The 17,541-nt window shown below is 70.8% G+C and carries 17 protein-coding genes; 12 read left to right on the top strand and 5 right to left on the bottom strand.

Annotation, left to right across the window (positions count from 1 at the left end):
• Positions 1 to 87 precede the first annotated feature (87 nt).
• Positions 88 to 1,206: a mandelate racemase/muconate lactonizing enzyme family protein gene (locus GKC29_RS15230; RefSeq protein ID WP_155331459.1), complete on the top strand. Its 1,119-nt coding sequence runs from the start codon at positions 88 to 90 to the stop codon at positions 1,204 to 1,206.
• Positions 1,207 to 1,216: 10 nt separating this feature from the next.
• On the opposite strand, the gene GKC29_RS15225 is transcribed toward GKC29_RS15230, so the two are convergent.
• Positions 1,217 to 1,696, bottom strand: a complete 480-nt coding sequence (locus tag GKC29_RS15225) for a MarR family winged helix-turn-helix transcriptional regulator (RefSeq protein WP_155331458.1) — start codon at positions 1,694 to 1,696, stop codon at positions 1,217 to 1,219.
• Between the two features lie 170 nt (positions 1,697 to 1,866).
• Here GKC29_RS15225 and GKC29_RS15220 point away from each other — a divergent pair, with 170 nt between their 5' ends.
• From GKC29_RS15220 to GKC29_RS15180, 8 genes are all read left to right on the top strand, one after another.
• Complete coding sequence (locus tag GKC29_RS15220) at positions 1,867 to 2,913, top strand: cupin domain-containing protein (protein WP_196255614.1); 1,047 nt, start codon at positions 1,867 to 1,869, stop codon at positions 2,911 to 2,913.
• Between the two features lies 1 nt (position 2,914).
• Positions 2,915 to 4,087, top strand: a complete 1,173-nt coding sequence (locus GKC29_RS15215; RefSeq protein WP_155331457.1) for an FAD-dependent monooxygenase — start codon at positions 2,915 to 2,917, stop codon at positions 4,085 to 4,087.
• Positions 4,088 to 4,115: 28 nt separating this feature from the next.
• The gene (locus tag GKC29_RS15210) at positions 4,116 to 5,465 is read left to right on the top strand and encodes an MFS transporter (RefSeq protein ID WP_155331456.1); all 1,350 of its coding nucleotides are present in this window, start codon (positions 4,116 to 4,118) and stop codon (positions 5,463 to 5,465) included.
• 30 nt (positions 5,466 to 5,495) lie between these two features.
• Positions 5,496 to 6,371, top strand: a complete 876-nt coding sequence (locus GKC29_RS15205) for a fumarylacetoacetate hydrolase family protein (protein ID WP_230688622.1) — start codon at positions 5,496 to 5,498, stop codon at positions 6,369 to 6,371.
• 93 nt (positions 6,372 to 6,464) lie between these two features.
• Complete coding sequence (locus GKC29_RS15195; RefSeq protein WP_230688621.1) at positions 6,465 to 7,463, top strand: fumarylacetoacetate hydrolase family protein; 999 nt, start codon at positions 6,465 to 6,467, stop codon at positions 7,461 to 7,463.
• A 28-nt stretch (positions 7,464 to 7,491) separates the two neighbouring features.
• Entirely contained in the window at positions 7,492 to 8,202 is a 711-nt protein-coding gene (locus GKC29_RS15190) for a maleylpyruvate isomerase family mycothiol-dependent enzyme (protein WP_155331454.1), read from the top strand.
• 107 nt (positions 8,203 to 8,309) lie between these two features.
• Positions 8,310 to 9,311, top strand: a complete 1,002-nt coding sequence (locus GKC29_RS15185) for an NADPH:quinone reductase (protein WP_230688620.1) — start codon at positions 8,310 to 8,312, stop codon at positions 9,309 to 9,311.
• 276 nt (positions 9,312 to 9,587) lie between these two features.
• Positions 9,588 to 10,574 (top strand): pentapeptide repeat-containing protein, encoded by a 987-nt coding sequence (locus GKC29_RS15180; RefSeq protein ID WP_196255613.1) that lies wholly within the window; start codon positions 9,588 to 9,590, stop codon positions 10,572 to 10,574.
• Here GKC29_RS15180 and GKC29_RS15175 read toward each other — a convergent pair.
• Positions 10,545 to 11,564, bottom strand: a complete 1,020-nt coding sequence (locus tag GKC29_RS15175) for a hypothetical protein (RefSeq protein ID WP_155331452.1) — start codon at positions 11,562 to 11,564, stop codon at positions 10,545 to 10,547. The genes GKC29_RS15180 and GKC29_RS15175 overlap by 30 nt on opposite strands.
• 392 nt (positions 11,565 to 11,956) lie before the next feature.
• Here GKC29_RS15175 and GKC29_RS15170 point away from each other — a divergent pair, with 392 nt between their 5' ends.
• The 3 genes from GKC29_RS15170 (at position 11,957) to GKC29_RS15160 (ending at position 13,697) form a co-directional block, all read left to right on the top strand.
• Positions 11,957 to 12,409: a PH domain-containing protein gene (locus GKC29_RS15170; protein WP_155331451.1), complete on the top strand. Its 453-nt coding sequence runs from the start codon at positions 11,957 to 11,959 to the stop codon at positions 12,407 to 12,409.
• Between the two features lie 191 nt (positions 12,410 to 12,600).
• Positions 12,601 to 12,780 carry a hypothetical protein gene (locus GKC29_RS15165; protein ID WP_155331450.1) on the top strand — a complete coding sequence of 60 codons (180 nt, stop codon included), beginning with the start codon at positions 12,601 to 12,603 and terminating at the stop codon, positions 12,778 to 12,780.
• A gap of 197 nt (positions 12,781 to 12,977) precedes the next feature.
• The gene (locus GKC29_RS15160) at positions 12,978 to 13,697 is read left to right on the top strand and encodes an AEC family transporter (protein ID WP_230688619.1); all 720 of its coding nucleotides are present in this window, start codon (positions 12,978 to 12,980) and stop codon (positions 13,695 to 13,697) included.
• A gap of 477 nt (positions 13,698 to 14,174) precedes the next feature.
• On the opposite strand, the gene GKC29_RS15155 is transcribed toward GKC29_RS15160, so the two are convergent.
• Genes GKC29_RS15155 through GKC29_RS15145 form a run of 3 tightly spaced genes read right to left on the bottom strand, consistent with a single transcriptional unit; the run spans position 14,175 to position 17,505 of the window.
• The gene (locus GKC29_RS15155) at positions 14,175 to 15,311 is read right to left on the bottom strand and encodes an XdhC family protein (RefSeq protein ID WP_370463252.1); all 1,137 of its coding nucleotides are present in this window, start codon (positions 15,309 to 15,311) and stop codon (positions 14,175 to 14,177) included.
• Positions 15,277 to 15,849 carry an NTP transferase domain-containing protein gene (locus tag GKC29_RS15150; protein WP_155331449.1) on the bottom strand — a complete coding sequence of 191 codons (573 nt, stop codon included), beginning with the start codon at positions 15,847 to 15,849 and terminating at the stop codon, positions 15,277 to 15,279. Before GKC29_RS15150 ends, GKC29_RS15155 begins: the two co-directional genes overlap by 35 nt.
• Positions 15,850 to 15,903: 54 nt before the next feature.
• Complete coding sequence (locus GKC29_RS15145) at positions 15,904 to 17,505, bottom strand: PucR family transcriptional regulator (RefSeq protein WP_230688618.1); 1,602 nt, start codon at positions 17,503 to 17,505, stop codon at positions 15,904 to 15,906.
• Between the last annotated feature and the right edge of the window lie 36 nt (positions 17,506 to 17,541).

The raw sequence follows: 17,541 nt of genomic DNA, 5'->3' as shown, positions 1-17,541 counted from the left end.
CGCCGCAGTCCGGGACCCACCCGACGAGCGGGCGCAGGGTAGGTACTCAGTACACTGACCATTCTCGGCGAATCGGAGGCGAACCGAATGACGGCACGGCAGGCGGGCCATGACGGTGTGGTGGACCGCGTCGAGGTGAAGCTGGTCGACATGCCCCTCGGGGCGGCCCGCGGCGGATCCGGAGCGACGCAACTGCAGCTCGTCCGGGTCGAGGTGACGGCCGATGACGGCGCCGCAGGCGTCGGGTTCACCTACTCGCTCGGCCCGGGAGCCGAGGCCGTCGCGGCGTTGCTGGAGGCGGTGCACCTGCCCGCCGTGCTCGGGTTGCCGCTGCAGGACTGGGACCGCACCTGGTACGCGCTGCGCGACCGGACGAGCCGCCTCGGCGCGGGAGTCGCCCTCCTCGCGACCTCCGCCGTGGACATCGCCGTGTGGGACCTGCGCGCCGTGCGCGCCGGGGTCCCGCTCTTCCGGCTGCTCGGCGCCCACCGCGAAGATGTGCCGGTGTACGGCAGTGGCCGGGCCACGCACGGGATGTCGACGGCCGAGCTGGTCGAGGGGGCCCTGTCCTACGTCGCGGAGGGATACCGGGCGGTCAAGCTGCGGGTCGGGGTCCATCCCCCTGCCGTCGACGTCGCCCGGGTCGCTGCCGTGCGGGCGGCCGTGGGTGACGAAATAGCTATCATGGTGGACGCCAACGAGCGGCTCGATCTGGCGACCTCACTGTGGATGGGACCCGCGCTCACCGAGCTGGGCGTCGCCTGGTTCGAGGAGCCGCTCCCGTCCGCCCACGTCCGGGCGCACCACACGCTCGCCGCCGCGGCGGCGCCACCCCTCGCCGTCGGCGAGCACCTGCTCGGGCTGGGCGGCTTCACGCCTTTCGTCTCCGGCGGCGCCGCGATCCTCATGCCCGACGCTCCGCTCACCGGCGGCGTGTCGGAATTCCGGCGCATCGACGCGCTCGCCGAGGCGCACGGGCTCGCCCTCACGCCGCACTTCCTGCCCGAGCTGCACGTCCACCTGACGGCGGCGGCGCGCAGCGGCACGTGGCTCGAGCACTTCCCGCTGCTCGACGATCTCCTGGGCGAGGTCCTCACCCCGGTGGACGGGCGGGTGGCGCCGCCGCAGCGGCCGGGCCACGGCATGGTGTGGGACGAGGCGGCGCTCAACCGGTTTACTGTCCGCACCGCCGTGGCCGTCCGCTGACCCAGACGGGTCAGTCGTAGGCGACCTGGTGGTGGTCGACGACCAGGTTCAGTAGCCGGACGAACTCCACGCGCTCCCGTTCGCTCAGCCCGAGCAGGAGCTGCTCGCTGACGCGCTCGGCCGCGGGGAGCGCCCGCTGCAGCAGTGCGCGGCCGGCGTCGGTCACCCGGAGCAGGTTGCGCCGGGCGTCCCCGGCGTCGCGGAACCGGACCAGGAGGTCCCGCGCGACAAGGCGGCGGACGATCTCCGCGGTAGTCGAGCGGTCCATGCCGGCCAGTTCCCCCAGCATCCGCTGGTCGATCCCGGGCTTCTGGTCGAGGATGTTCAGCACCGCGAACTGCGCGGACGTGACGTCGCCGGGCACCTCGCGCGCCCAGATCTCCCGGTGCACCTGTTGCAGCCGGCGGACGAGGTGACCGGGGGCCGCACGCAGCTCGAAGGGCTCGCTCGACTCCTCCTGGGCATCAGTCAGGCGATCGGCCGGGGACATGCCCACAGTGTAGTGACGGGACTGCTCCGGCCACGCCGTCCGGGAACTCGCCACGCCCGGCCTATTGCGCACGCCGCCCCCGCTCTCCTAGCCTCTTGCCCCAAGATGCTCAGTGTACTGAGCATCTATGTGGTCAGTGTACTGAGCATTGGCGACGAAAGGGGCTGATCATGACCATGAACACATCGGAGAAGGCGTACGAGGAGCTGGACGCCCTCGCCGTCGCCCCACTCTGGCGGTACTTCGGGGAGCTGTTCCTCCCCGAGCCACGCAGCGCCGCCCGCCCGCACCGCTGGGAGTACGCGGCGCTGCGGCCACACATGATGCACTTCGCCGACGCGCTGTCCCTTGAGGACGCCGAGCGCCGGGTGCTGATGCTGATCAACCCGGGGCTGCAGGACCCGCCGGCCACCGTGAACAGCCTGTTCGCCGGCCTCCAGATCATCATGCCGGGCGAGACGGCGCAGGCGCACCGACACACCGCCAACGCCTTCCGTTTCATCATCGAGGGTGACGCCGCGTACACCACGGTGAACGGCGAGCGAGTGCACATGCACCCGGGCGACCTGCTGATGACGCCGGGTTGGCACTGGCACGACCATTATCACGCGGGCGACCGGCCGATGATCTGGCTCGACGGCCTCGACTTCCCGATCACCAATGCGTTCGAGGCGGGCTTCTTCGAGCTGTTCGGCGACCGCTCGCAGAAGTCGACGGTGCCGGACGACCTGTCCAGCCGCCGGTTCATCCACGGCAGGCTGAACCCGGCCTGGGAGCAGGCCGCCGGGCCCGCCTCCCCCGTCGGCAACTATCCCTGGCGCGAGACCGAGCGCGCGTTCGCCGCGATCGCCGACGACGCCGAGGGCAGCGAGTCCGAGGGCGTCGTCCTGGAGTACACCAACCCCTGGACCGGCGGTTCCGTCCTCCCCACGATCGACTGCAAGGTCAGCAGGCTGCGCCCGCGCTTCGGCGGCAGGCCCCGGCGCACCACTGCGAGCACGATCCTGCAGGTGGTTCGCGGGCAGGGGCACGTCGAGATCGGCGACGAACGGTTCGATTTCGCCCCCCACGACGTGATCGCCGTGCCCGGTTGGGCGCCGCACCGGTTCGTCAACGGCTCGGCGACCGAGGACGTCGTCCTGTTCGCCTACAGCAACCGCCCGGCCCTGCGGGCCCTCGGGATGCTCCGCGAGGAGATCCCGGGAACGGAGGTGTGACATGGTGCGCCTCGGAGAGGTCGTGATCGCCGGCGGCGGGATCGGCGGCCTCGCCACCGCGCTCGCCGTGCGGCGCAGCGGTGCCGCCGCCCGGGTCCGCGTGCTCGAACGCGCCGGGGAGTTCGGCGAGGTGGGGGCCGGGCTGCAGCTCGCACCGAACGCGGTCCGCGCCCTGCGCTGCCTTGGCCTCGACCGCGAGATCGACGACTACGCCTTCTACCCGCGCCGGCTCGTGATGCTGGACGCGCTGACCGGCGACCTCGTCACCGCCCTCGACCTCGGCGGCGACTTCCGCAGACGCTACGACGCGCCGTACGTGGTGATGCACCGCAGCGACCTCCTCGCGATGCTGCTCGACGAGGCCAAGCAGCACGACGACATCGAGCTGTGCAGCGGAACCGAGGTCACCGGCGTCGACCAGGACGACCGGGGAGTGGTGGTCCGCACGGCGCCGGGCGAGGAGTTCCGGGCCGACCTCCTCGTCGGCGCGGACGGGCTGCGCTCCGTCGTGCGTGCGGGCATTGTCGCGGACGGCGAGCCGGTCGGCGCCCGCTACGTCGCCTACCGCGGCACCCTCCCGTTCGACGACGTCGCCGGGATCGCCGGCGGCGAGGACGTGCTGCTGTGGGCTGGACCCCGGATGCACCTGGTGCAGTATCCGATCCGCCGCGGGGAGCTGTACAACCAGGTGGCCGCATTCGAAAGTGACCGCTACACCCCCGATCACGACCGTTGGGGCGATCCTGCCGAGCTCGACGAACGGTTCGCCGAGGCCTGCGCCCCCGTGCGGACCGCGGCCGCGCTCATCGACCGCAGCCGACGCTGGCAGATGCTCGACCGCGAGCCCGTACGGAACTGGGTACACGGACGGATCGCGCTCCTCGGCGACGCGGCCCATCCGATGCTGCAGTACGTCGCCCAGGGCGCCTGCCAGGCCATCGAGGACGCCGTCGCCCTCGGTACGGCCCTAGAGGCCGAGGCGGACGTCGACGCCGCACTCGCCCGCTACCTCCACGAGCGCGTGGACCGCGCCTCTCGGGTTCAGCACACCGCCCGCCTGTTCGGCGAGCTGATCCACCTCGCCGGGATGGGCGCCACCGTCCGCAACCGGCTGCTCTCCGCCCGCCCGCACGACGACTACAGCGACATCGACTGGCTCTACCAGACCGCCTGACCCCCGCTGACGTCTCGAAGGAGAGATCATGTCCAGCGCCGTTCCCGCAGTGCCCCCCGCCGTGTCCCCCGCTCCCCCGGCTGCCGCCGACGTCCCGGCCGACCCGGCCGCGAGCCGTCGGGTCGCCGCCGCCAGCCTGATCGGCACGACCATCGAGTACTACGACTTCGCCGTCTACAGCATCCTCGCTTCGATCGTCCTCGGCCCGTTGTTCTTCCCCTCGGCGAGCAGCACGGCCTCCACCATGGCCGCCTTCGCGACGTTCGCCGTCGCGTTCGTCGCACGGCCGATCGGGTCGATCCTGTTCAGCACGATCGGCGACCGCGTGGGACGCCGTCGCTCGCTGCTGATCTGTCTGCTGATGATGGGCGGCGCCACCGTCGCCATCGGGCTACTGCCGACCTACGCCGGCGTGGGCGTGCTGGCCCCGGTGCTCCTCGTCGTCCTACGGATCCTGCAGGGCCTCGCGCTGGGCGGGGAGTGGGGCGGCGCGGTGCTCCTCGCCACCGAGCACGCCCCGCCCGGCAGGCGCGCGATCTTCGGGTCCGTCCCGCAGATCGGGCCGCCACTCGGCTTCGTGCTCGCGAGCCTCGTCGTTGCCGCCGTCACCGGCGTCATGGACCGTGCGCAGTTCGTCGCGTGGGGCTGGCGCATCCCGTTCCTGATCAGCGTCGTGATGGTCGCCGTCGGCCTGTGGGTCCGGTTCAAGGTCGCCGAGTCGCCGGTCTTCGAGCAGGCGGCGCAGAACCGGCAGCTCGTCCGCTTCCCCGTCGTCACCGTGCTCCGCGAGTTCCCCGGCCGGTTCGCGATCGGCGTGGCCGCCCCCGTCGGCGGGCTGGCGACCTGGTACCTGATCACCGCGTTCAGCGTCTCCTACGGATCCTCCGCGCAGGGAATCCCGCAGGCTCAGATGATCCTCGTGGCCTGTGCGACGGCCTTCACGCACATGGTGCTCGTCCCCCCGGCGGCTCTGATCGCCGAACGTTTCGGGCGGCGCATCCCCATGCTCATCGGCGCCGCCGGCGTCGCGATCTGCGTCGTGCCCGCGTTCGCGCTGCTCGAGACCGGCAACGCGCTCCTCGTGGGCGTCGGCTTCTGCGTCACCATGATCCCGTTCACGCTCATCTTCGCCCTCGTCGGCGCGTGGCTCGCGGAGTTCTTCCCCACCCGGGTGCGTTACAGCGGGGCGTCCGGCGCGTTCGTCCTCGCCGGCGTGCTGGGCGGCGGCTTCGCCCCGCTGATCGGAACCGCCCTCCTCGCCGGTGGCGGTTCCCCGATCCGGCTCGGCCTCTACGCGGGCGCGCTGTCCCTGATCTCGACCGCGGCACTGGCGTTCGCGCCGGAAACCAGGCACCGCGCACTCACCTCGACCCACTGAGATCGCCATCCCCGACCCAGGAGGTCCGCCATGCGGCTCGCCACCTTCGACGACGACCGCGTCGGTGTCGTCACCGAGACGGGCGTCGTCGACGTCTCCGACCTGATCGACCGCCCGGTCGACGGCCCGATCGCCGCTGCTCCGGGAACCAGCCGGATGCGCCGGCTCGCGGCCGCGCCCGCACTGCTCGCCCGGATCCGGCACGAGTTCCCGGCACGCAGCCCGCGTCCGCTGGCCGACGTGACCTTGCAGGCGCCGCTCCCCGATCCCGGCAAGATCGTCGCCGCACCGGTGAACTACCGGGACCACAAGGCCGAGATGCGCCTCAAGGGCGACATCAACGCCATGGGCTTCTTCCTCAAAGCACCTACCTCAATGCTGGGCCCCGGCGGGCAGGTGCGGCTGCCGTACACCGACCGGCGCATCGACCACGAGGCCGAGTTCGCCGTGGTGATCGGAGCGCCGGCACGCCACGTCCGCCCGGACGAGGCGCTCGGCCACGTGTTCGGCTACACCGGCCTGATTGACGTCACGATGCGCGGCGGCGAGGACCGGTCGATGCGCAAGTCGTTCGACACCTTCACCCCCGTCGGCCCGTGGATCGTGACACCGGACGAACTCGGCGATCCGACGGACGTCGGCTTCACGCTGTGGACGAACGGCACAGTGCGGCAGAAGAGCAACACCGCCGAGCTCATCTGGGACGTCGCCCGGTTCGTCGCGTTCGCCTCGACCGTCACCACGCTCCTACCTGGGGACGTTATCTCCACAGGCACTCCCGCGGGCGTCAGCCCGCTCGCCGATGGCGACACCGTCACGCTCGAGATCGACCGCATCGGCCGGCTGACCGTCACCGTCACCGCGGACGGCGCCGTTCCCTGTCCCCTCACCCCGGTCGAGGGCTGACCGCCTGGCGGGCCATGGCGCTCGAGCACACGTGCGGCCGGCATGGGCCGCACGTGTGCTCGCAGGGGTAAGGCAAGTGCATCGTGGTAGGCGATGTCGATCGAGGCGCTCGTGCTGGCGACCCCTCTCGGTCAGGTCCGAGGCCTCGGCGTCCGACTCCGAATCGGCTGCCCTCGATCTCTTCCGGTTCAGCGACAGCCCGATGTTCGAGGCGCTGCAGCCGGACAGCTTCCAAACGGAAGGACAGGAATGAAGCTCGCCACTATCCGCACCCGCGACGGCGCGACTCAGGCCGTGCGCGTGGACGGGGAGACGCTGATCGACCTCGGCCTTGCCGACGTCGGTGAACTGCTGGCCGAGCCGGACTGGGCCGAACGCGCCGCCCGTGCCGGGGACACGGTCAAGGCGTTCGGCTACGCGCCGGTCGTGCCCCGCCCCGGAAAAATCATCTGCGTTGGGCTGAACTACCGCAACCACATCCTGGAGATGGGGCGGGAGCTGCCGCAGTACCCGACGTTGTTCGCCAAGTACCCGGAGGCGCTCATCGGGGCGTACGACGAGATCCAGCTCGCGCCGGAGTCCGAGCAGGTCGACTGGGAGGCCGAACTCGCCGTCGTCATCGGCAAGACCGTGCGCCGCGCCACCGAGGCCGAGGCAGGCGGGGCCATCGCCGGGTTCGCCGTCCTCAACGACGTCACCATGCGCGACTGGCAGTACCGCTCCCAGCTGTGGCTGCAGGGCAAGACCTGGGAGAACAGCACCCCCTTCGGCCCCTATTTGGTTACCCCCGACGAACTGCCCGGCGGCACCCGACCTTCGCTCACCCTCACCGGATTTGTCGATGGTGAGGTGGTGCAGCAGTCCGACACCTCGAACCTCGTGTTCGACCCCGTCGCCCTGGTGCGGTACATCTCCACGATCGTCACCCTCAAGCCGGGCGACGTCATCGCCTCCGGTACGCCTGGCGGGGTGGGCCATGCCCGAAAGCCGGCCCGGTACCTTACCGACGGCAGCGTTCTGACCACCGAGATCACCGGTCTGGGGCGTTCCGAAGCAAAAGCTGTCACGGAGTTGATCTCTAATGGTCGCTGATCGCACCCACGTCGACAGCCTGCGATGGATGGCCCAGGGCACCAAAATCTTCTTCGATGCCCTGGCCGCCCTGCCCGATGATGAGCTTGACCAGCCGACCGCGCTCGATGGCTGGACCGGCAAGCATCTGCTGGCCCACGTCGCCGCCAACGCCGACGCGCTGGTCAACCTGACACGCTGGGCGCGCACCGGCGAGGAAACGCCGATGTACTCCTCTCCAGAGCAGCGTGACGCCGACATCGAGGCCGGCACCAGGCGGCCGACGGCCGAGTTGCGTGTCTGGGCCGCGCAGGCCGCCGCGGCCCTCGACGCACGGCTCGCCGAGCTGAACGAAAAGCAGTGGACCCACCGGGTCCGGACCGCCCAGGGCCGCATGGTCCCTGCCGAAGAGATCCCCTGGATGCGCGCCCGCGAGGTCATGGTCCACGCGGCCGACCTCGGCGCCGGAGTGGGCTTCGACGATCTACCGTCCGATTTCCTCGCCGCCCTGATAGACGACATCGCCGCCAAGCGTTCCGGCGGCGGCGGTCCCGCGCTCATGCTTGCGGCCAGGGACCAGAAGTGCACGTGGGCCGTCACCGTCACCGGCACCGGCACCGGCACCGGCACCGGCACCGGGGAACCCATACTCCTGACCGGCACCGTCGCCGGCCTCGCGGCGTACCTGTCCGGCCGAGCGGCCGACGGCGTCACCGGCTCAGGCGGTCAGCCCGCCCCCGAACTGCCGCGGTGGCTCTAGAACGGGCCCGACCTCCTGAAAGGAGCGTCGGCTCGTCGATTCCTGGAGTGCGGGGTACGCCGCCGTGCGCCAGGGCCCGGCCGGCCCGGTGGGAAAGGAGACCGTCGGTGGGTCTGCCTGACATGATGCTGGCGGCGTACCTCACCGAACTCGGGGGCCCGGAACGCATCCGGATCGGCCACCTTCCGGTGCCGGTTCCAGGCCCCACCGACGTTCTGGTGAGGACGGCGCTGATGGCGGTCAACCACGTCGACACGTTCGTACGCTCCGGCGGGTACAGGACACAGACGCCGTTCCCGTTCGTGATCGGTCGCGACCTGGTCGGCACCGTGGTACGGACCGGCGAGGGGGTGGACGACCTCGCGATCGGAGCAAAGGTCTGGTGCAACAGCCTGGGGCACCAGGGGCGTCAAGGGTCATTCGCGGAGTTCGCCGTGGTGCCTCGGGAACGTCTCTACCGCCTGCCGGCGCAGGCCGACCCGGCGACCGCCGTCTCCGTACTGCACACCGCGGCGACCGCCTACCTCGGCCTGTTCCGGACCGGCTCCCTGCGGCCCGGTGAGACGGTCCTCGTCGCCGGGGCGGCGGGTGGGGTCGGGAGTGCGGCCGTACAGCTTGCGGTGGCGGCGGGTGCTCGCGTCATCGCCACGGCGGTGCCAGAGGACTTCGACTGGTGCCGCCGGTGCGGCGCGGATGTGCTGATTGACTACCGCGACCAGGCCTTACCGGCTCTGCTGGCGGAGGCCGCGCCGGAGGGATTCGACCTGTGGTGGGACAACTCGGGACGCCACGACCTGGACCTTGCCGTACCGCTGCTCAAGCGGGGTGGACGGATTATCGCGCTGGCCGGGATGGCGGCCCGGCCGGTGCTGCCGATGGGCGCGCTGTACACGCGTGACGCCAGCATCAGGGGGTTCGTCATCAGCAACGCCTCGGCCGCGGACCTGGCGGAGGCGGCCGCCGTTGTCAACGACCTGCTGGCCACCAACCGGCTCATCTCGCGAATCAACGGCACCTACCCGCTAACGGCGGCCGCCGAGGCTCACCGCCAGATGGAGGCCGGAGTGAAAGGCCGGATCCTCGTCGCCAGTGACCCCGATCCGGGCTGATGCGCGCACACCAGGAAACGTAGACGACAGCGGGGGTGGCTCACCATATCGGGGCCCGAGTCGGTAGGCGAGGCGCCTGTGGCGGCGGCCAGCACCGACCGTACGGACGGCAGCGGCCAGTGCCCGCCGGGAGCGCCGACGAGCAGATCCTTTTCAAGGAACTCCATCAAAGCGGGAGATTTCAATCCGCCAGAGGATCGCCCGGCCGAGCTGACAACCACGATCCGCGTGCCATCATAAGCCATGCGTTCTCGGCGGCGCCGTTTGGCTTCGGGCATGGACATGGTGGAACGGCGGCTGTCCCGCGCCAGCGCGATCCACCGACGCTGGCCGCTCCTCTTGCTGGCCTTCTCGGCATTCGCCGCGCTCGGCGTCCTGGTCCTTCTCATCGGCCCGGTGGCTCGATGGCTGACGCCGCTGACCGGTGTGTTCGGCAAGGACATTCCAGCCTCCCTTAACGCGACACGTCAGATGCTCCTAGTGGCCGTCGCCGGCATAGTGGCGACCGCCGGGCTGGCCTTCACCGCGCGCACCTTCTTCCTCACCCGACGCGGTCAGTGGGCAGATCGGTACGGCAAGGCGGTGACGCAGCTCGGCTCGGCAGAACCGATGGAGCGAGTCGGCGGGATCTACGCCCTGGAACGCCTGATGGCCGAGTCCCCGCACGACCACTGGACGGTCGTCGAGGTCCTGGCCACCTTCGTCCGCCGGCACGCCGCACGGCTGGAGGGCGAGTCAGCGGACAGCGGGTCGCCCACGCCACCCGCAGTCGACGTTCAGTCGGCCCTGACCGTGCTGTGCCGCAGACCCCGGAGGCCGGAGACCCACACCCTCGATCTGTCGGGCTCCGATCTCCGCGGCGCGGCGATGTCCGGCGGGCATCTGCCGCGGACGCGCTTCGACAACTCCTGCCTCAAGCGAGCCGACCTCAGTGGAGCCGACCTGCGCGGCGCATCGTTCCTGACGGCCGACCTGACGGAGGCGCTGCTGGTAAACAGCAATCTCGAGGACGCGTTCCTGACCGCCGCCGATCTGAGCTGGGCTGCTCTTGCCGGGGCACGGCTGGATCGGGCGAGTCTCGTGGCGGCACGACTAGAGGGCACGATCCTCGAGGACGCCCGGCTGCACGGCGCTCTGCTGACCCCACCGGACGTCGACGGTCTCACCGCCGCCCAGTTAACGACGGCTCTGCTGGACGACGCTACGGAGCTGCCGTCGCACCTCGCCACGCCCTCAGGACCGGACAGGGCCGCCCGGGCCTGACACCTGCCGTGGCACGAGGAGGCGAACCCACCACCGGCGGTAAACCTGATCGATCTGCTTGTAAGCGGTGTCCAGGGAAGCGCCGTACGCCCTGTTCTCGGCCCGCAGTTGCTGGTTCGCATGCTGGAAGCTCGCCCTGTCCCTGCTCGCCTCAGACAGTGACTGCCGCAACTCGACGGCCTCCCGCGCCGCCTTCTCCCGGGTCGCGGAAAGCTCGTCGGTCAGCCGCTTCATTTGGGCGCCCCAGATCTCGTCGAGTTTGCGGAGTTCCTCCTGGGTGTCGCGCAGTTGCAGCTCGGCTTGGTGCTTGAGCCGCTCCTCGTACTGAGCCCGTTCGAACTGGAACTCGACCAGCCGGTGATTCACCTCCGCAAGCTCGGTGGCGATCCGCTCGCGTTCGGTGCTGACGACGAAGAGCTCACCCTTCAAGCGTTTGATGTCCCGGCGTAGCCGGCGGCGCTCGGACTCCAGCTCGGTGATCCGCTGCGCCAGCCGGTCCTCGTCGGCCTTCTTGCGCAGGGCCACGATCAGGGCCGAGACGCGGTCGACCTCGCCCTCGACCGAGCGCATGCCACGGACGATCTCATCGTGGTGCTCGCGCTCGGCGTCCGCGCGGCGACGCAGCTGCCGGCCCCGCGCCTGGAGGTCCGCGGGATCACTCGGGATCGCGATGGCGCGCTCCCCGGCCGTCGTGTCGCCCGATCCAGTCTGACCGAGCTCGAAACTGCCCTCCTCCTTGACGGCGGCGACCCACAACTTCTCGATCACCTGCACATCACCACCGAGGGCCTCGGTGACCTGCAGCCAGTATTCCCAGGCCGGCAGGGCCGGACCGGAGAGCATCTTCATCACCGTCTCCGGGATGACACCACCGGCCGTACGGGCAGCGATCTGGACCGGGTCGAGCGCGCCAAGCGTGGAGCAGAGCGCCCGGAAATGGTCCTTGAGGTCTTCGAGAGCCTTGGTCGACGTAGGACCATCCGATGGCATGGCGACTCCTGACAACCGCGACTGTGGGCTCTCTCGATGGAGACCCACAGTACCGACTGGGTACCTGAATCTGACGCACAAGGCGGCCGGAGGTGTCGGAATTCCGTCCCGGGAGCCTAGTAATGCGACGGCAACCGTGCCACTGCAAATGCCGAGGTGGCAAAAAGTACAGCCAGGTCCGCTTCGCCCACACCCGGCATGGCCCCGACCGGCGGCCACCACCCCGAAACACAGGCGCTGCAGGTGTTGAGCAGCCTGTCACGCTTCGCAGGGAGCTGATCGCGGCCGTCCGTGCGCCCGATCTTGACTGCGGCTGTTGATCGGACGACGCGACGTCACGGTCAGACGGGACTACACCGTTGGCCGGAAGTCCCTCCGTAGCATGTCGCGCCATGAGCCGCATCGTCGTCAGGCCCCGCATCCAGATCCCGATCCTGGTCGTGATCTTCACTGTGTGGACCCTGCTGGGCGTCACCTACTTCACCTCGGGGGACGTAGTGGCCGAGCGTGACTGGTTCGGCATCGTGCTGGGATGCGTGCTCGTCACGAGCGGCCTGACCGGGATCTGGCGTGCTGTTCGACTCAGCGTGGTCATCGACGCAGAGGGTGTCCGGGTCCGCGGCTTCGACAGCCGTGACCAGGTCACACCATGGAGCGCGATCCAGTCAGTCGACTGCGTGCAGATCGACGAACGGGGAGGCTTCCCGCTTTACGCTCCCGTCCTCCGCCTCGGTGACGAAGCCGGGGCCATGGCTCTCTCGGCGCTCGGCTCGTACTTGCGCCAGGATGCCGAACGCAAGGTCGAACAGCTGCGAAGCTTCAAGGCCGGCGCCGCGCGGTCCTGATCGAGATGCAGAGGCGGGCGCCCGACCAGCGGCAGATGTGCACGTTAGGGATGACCATGTGAAGCTGCGGATGAGCGGGATGTTTGCTCGGTCCGGACGGGATGCGAGGCTGAACGCGTGGCTTCCCGATCGACGTACACGTGGACAACTCCCGGCTGCCCGGCGGCTTGGTACGCACCTTGGACGCGTCGGTGTCTCTGAAGACCGGCGAAAGCGCGGTGGAGTGTCACGGAACCGGGCTCACCCTGCGGCAGGTCGATGACATCCTCGCACAGGTGGAGCTTGTCGCCGGGTTCCTCGACTCGTACGCCCCGGACGCCCGCCAGTACCTGAGCCGGCGCGACGCCCGCCCGCCGGTGACGCCCGTATGAGCTTGGTGTCGGCGTTCGTACCGATCTGGATCCTTACCGCGGTCGGCTACGCGGCCTGTCGTTGGGGCCTGCTGGGCGAGGCGGTGGCGTCGGTGCTCGGCCGGTTCGTGTTCCATCTTGGATGCCGTCCGCCCTGTTTCTAGCCCTGTCCCGAATGCCGCTTTCCGGGTTCGCCGGCCGGTCGCTGCTCGCCTTTGGTGAGCACGGCCGCGGTCGTCGGGTTCGGCTGGGTCGGCGCGAGCTGGCTGTTCGGTCGCACGCCCGGCGAACGGCCGATCTGGGGCATGGCCGCCGGGTACGTAAACTCGGCGAACCTCGGCATCCCGATCGCAACGCAGGTTCTCGGCAACGTGTCGTTCCTGGCGGAGGTGGTGCTGCTGCAGGTGCTGGTGGTGACGCCCGTGATCGTGGTCGCCCTGGACCGGCACAGCGACCCGGCCGGGCGGGTACGGGTCCGCCGTATCGCCTCCCTGCCGGTACGCAACCCTGTGATCCTGGCGTCGCTGCTCGGTGTCGCGTGCTCGGCTGCCGGCCTGCATCTGCCGTCTGCGGCCGGCGCGTCGCTCACCCTGCTGTCGGGCGCCGCGGTTCCGGCCGCCCTGGTCGCGCTCGGCGCGTCGCTGCACCGCACGGCGCCGCCGCGGGCAGAGCCGGCCGAGCTGGCCGAGCTGGCCGTGATCACCGCGCTGAAGCTCGTCGCACAGCCGGTCATCGCGTACGCGGCCGGGCTGGCCTTGCACCTGTCCGCGCCGCAGTTGCTCGCCGTGGTGGTGTGCGCGGGCCTGCCGACAGCGCAGAACACGTTCATCTTCGGCCAGGAGTACGGCGTCGGCGAGGCGGTGGCCAACCGGGCGGTGGTGGTGACCACGACGCTGTCGCTGGCCACCCTGGCCGCGGCGGCGGCGCTGCTCGGGTAGGTCCGTCAGCTGACTCGTCCAGCAATCATGGTGAGTCACGCCGACCATGGCGCTGGCGGCCAGGTCTGCAGCCACGATCATCGCCTGATGATGGGCGGCCTGTCGACCACTCACTCGTCTTCATCCCACCGCGACAGCTCTCCCCGCCGAGCGAGATAACGGCAAGCAAAGTCGCTCAACAACCAACCGCCCAACCAAGCGAGTGCTGCGACGAAGATGAGGTCAAGAAAGGCGTTGGACGCAAAGCGACCAACGCCCCAGGCAACCGCGGCGATTACCCCGGCTGGCCAGGTGACCCATCGGACCAGCGCCCGATCGTCCGACCCCATCAAACACCTCCGAATCCAGAGCGGCCCTCCACAGCGACTCCTCGGCACGGACCAACACGATCAAACGAAGACCAGCAATGTGCAAGGACTGTCTCTGGCATTTCGTCCTGGCGCCAACTCGCCCTGGCGATGGCCCGTTGAGCAGACGTCAGTGATGGATGCGGCCGGTGGTCTTGGACAGCCGGGCGCCGTCGCCGCCCCACCGGGCCGCGACGATCTCGGCGGCGATGCTGACCGCGGTCTCCTCGGGCGTACGCCCGCCCAGGTCCAGCCCGATCGGCGAGGCGAGCTTGGCCAGCGCCGCCTCCGGCACGCCGGCCTGGCGCAGCTGGGTCATCCGCACGTCGTGGGTACGCCGGGAGCCCATCGCGCCGACGTACGCCAGCGGCAGGTCCAGCGCGAGCCGGAGCACCGGGACGTCGAACTTGGGATCGTGGGTGAGCACGCAGACGACGGTGCGCTCGTCGATCCGGCCGGCCTCGGCCTCGGTCGCCAGGTACCGGTGCGGCCAGTCGACGACCACCTCGTCGGCGTCGGGAAACCGGCGGGCGGTGGCGAATACCGACCGTGCGTCGCAGACGGACACCCGGTAGCCGAGGAAGGCGCCTACGCGGGCCACCGCGGCGGCGAAGTCGATCGCCCCGAACACGATCATCCGCGCCTTAGGCGCGAACGAGTTCACCAGCACGGACAGCCCACTGCCCCGCCGTTGACCGTCAACACCGTAGTGCAGCAGGCCGGTCCTGCCCGCGGCCAACATGCCCCGCCCGTCGTCGGTGACCGCCGCGTCGAGCCGTTGCGAACCGAGCGTGCTCCGGCACTCTTCCGGCCCGATCACCATCCGCCGGCCGAGGCTTTCCGGCGGGCCCGTCACGCAGGTCACCGTCGCCACGGGGCGCTGCGCGGCGATCGCCGCCGCCACCTCCGGCAGGTCCGGGAACCGGTCCGGGTCGACCCGTTCGACGTACAGGTCGATGACGCCGCCACACGTCAACCCGACGGCGAACGCGTCGTCGTCGCTGACGCCGTACCGCTCCACGCGTGGCTCCCCGGACCGGATCACCTCCTGACACAGCTCGTAGACGGCCGCCTCGACGCAACCACCGGAGACGCTGCCGACGGCGGTGCCGTCCGGACCGACCAGCATGGTCGCGCCGGGCGGCCTCGGCGCGCTGCGCCAGGTGCCGGTCACCGTCGCCATCCCCACCGGCTGCCCGTCCCGCCACCAGCGCAGCAACTCTTCCAGCACGTCACGCATGGGGTGCCAGATCCAGGTCGTCGTCATCGGCCACGTCGGCGCAGGGCACCACCACCCGGACGGCGGCAGTGTGCGCTCGCAGGTACGGCCGGGCGCCGGTGTCACCCACGGCCAAGGCCGCGACGCCGGGCCAGTGGTCGCGTCCGAGTAGCACCGGATGGCCGGACCGGCCGTTGTCGTAGCCGGCCATGATCAGCTCTGCAGGGCCAGCGCCAGCAGCGACCCGCCGCACCGCTGCGGCTGTCACACCGGGCATGTCGACCAGCGTCACCACGGTCGCGGCGGCGCCGGTGTCCGCCAGCGCGGCCAGTCCGGCCCGCAGGGACGAGCCCATGCCGGTGGTCCACTCAGGATTGTCGACGACCGCGACCCCGTCGAGGGCCGCCCGAGCCCGGACATCGTCGGCCGCCGCGCCGAGCACGACGACCACGGGGGCGCACCGCGCTGCGCGAAGAACGCCGATCGCCCGGTCGACCAGGAGCTGCCCGTCCTGGCGGACGAGAGCCTTCGGCATGCCGAAGCGGCGCCCGCCGCCGGCGGCGAGGAGAAGCCCGGCCACCATCATCGGCGGAGGCTAGCATGCTGCCTGACGTCAGGGTTCCCCTGATCGGGGCAGGTTTTAGCCGGGCAGGCGCAGTGCGAGGAAGAAGTCGACCCGGTCCTCGAAGCGGCTCAGGTCGCGACCGGTGAGCTGCTCGACCCGGCCGATCCGGTAGCGAAGTGTGTTCACATGCACGTGGAGCAGTTCCGCGCAGCGGCTCCAGGAACCGGAACAGGCCAGGAACGTCTCCAGCGTCTGTACCAGGCGGGCGTCGTGGACGCGGTCGTACTCGACGAGCGGGCCGAGCAGCCGGCCACGGAACGCCCGCCGGGTGTCCGTAGGCACGCCGGCCAGCAGCAGCAGGTGCGAGGCGAGTTCGCCGGCCGACACGACGGTCGCCCGACCCGGCCGCTCGCTCGCCGCGCGCCAGGCGTGCCGGGCCTCCTCTACCGCCCCGGACAGCGCGACGGCCCCCGCGGCCGGCCCGCTGATCCCGACGGTGAGCCGGCCGGCCCCCAGCGCCGGCACCAGCGCCGCGATCTCGGCCCGTACGGTGTCGAGCACGGCCGGCGCCAGCTGAGCCGGCACGGCGACGACGGCCAGGACACCGTCCGGGTCGGCGGCCAGCCTGGCGACCAGGGTCTGCGGCGCGTACGGCCGCAGGATCTCCTCGACCACAACCACGGCCAGCTCCTCGGGCGCCGACAGCCGGGCCAGGCTCGCGGCCAGAGCGAAGAACGTCGCATTCGGCGACAGCCCGCACGACGACAGCCGCGCGCGGAGCTCAGCAAGATCACCGCCGGAGTCGAGCAGCGAGCCGACCCGGTCAGCGAGCCGCCGCTCCACCCTGGTCGCCTCGTCGGCTTGGGCTCGGGCCAGCGCGACCAGGCTGACCAGTTCATCGGCGGCGTCGGGAAGCGGGGCCCGGGCGGCTCCGGCAGTCACTGCGAGCAGCCAGGACGCCAACCGGTGCTCGGGCCGGCCCGGCACGGCGAGCACGGTCAGCGGCCGCCCGTCCACAGTGATCGCTAATGGCAGCCGGTCGGCCGCGACGAACGCCGCGGCCAGTTCGGCCCGGGCGGTGGCGTCCAGGCCCGCGGTGCCCGCGACGATCCGGCCGGTCGGAGTCAGCACCCAGCAGTCCACACCCAGGTCGGCGGCGACCGGCGACAGCAGGTCACCCAGCCGCGCCCCGGCCGCCATCGCCGCCACCAGGCCGCGGTGCCGGACCAGCACGGTCGCCAGTCCGGTGGCCCGCCGCGCCCACAGCGACGGGTTGACCTCGTCGAGGATGTCCCGGAAGGAAACCTCGACCGGGACCTCGAACAACGGCATCTGATGGGACCGGCACGTCTCGACCAGGTCCGCCGGCACGGAGCCGTACGCCGCGTCGCCCGCGCCGATCGCGGCCACGCCGGCTGCCGCGCAGGCCGCCACGAAGGTCTCCGAGTCGGCCGGCGACCGCCGCCACATCAACCCCGTCAGCACGACCTCGCCGCCGGACAGGTACCGACGGGGGTCGAGCAGGTCGGTGACGTAGAGGCGGGTGAGCGGCCGGTCCAGGTCGTCGGCGCCGGCCAGCACCGACAGCCGCAGCTGTGGGATGCCCAACATCTCGCGCAGCAGCATGGCCGACCTTCCCGTACGCGCCGACCGGTCGCCCGGCTTGTAGGAACGCACAAGAAGCGTACGGCGGGCGTGCCACGGATTCGGTGT

The organism is Micromonospora sp. WMMC415 (genome assembly GCF_009707425.1).
In the GTDB taxonomy this organism is placed as follows: domain Bacteria; phylum Actinomycetota; class Actinomycetes; order Mycobacteriales; family Micromonosporaceae; genus Micromonospora.
Note: the sequence above shows the minus strand (reverse complement) of the source record. Positions and strands in the feature narration are given on the sequence as shown.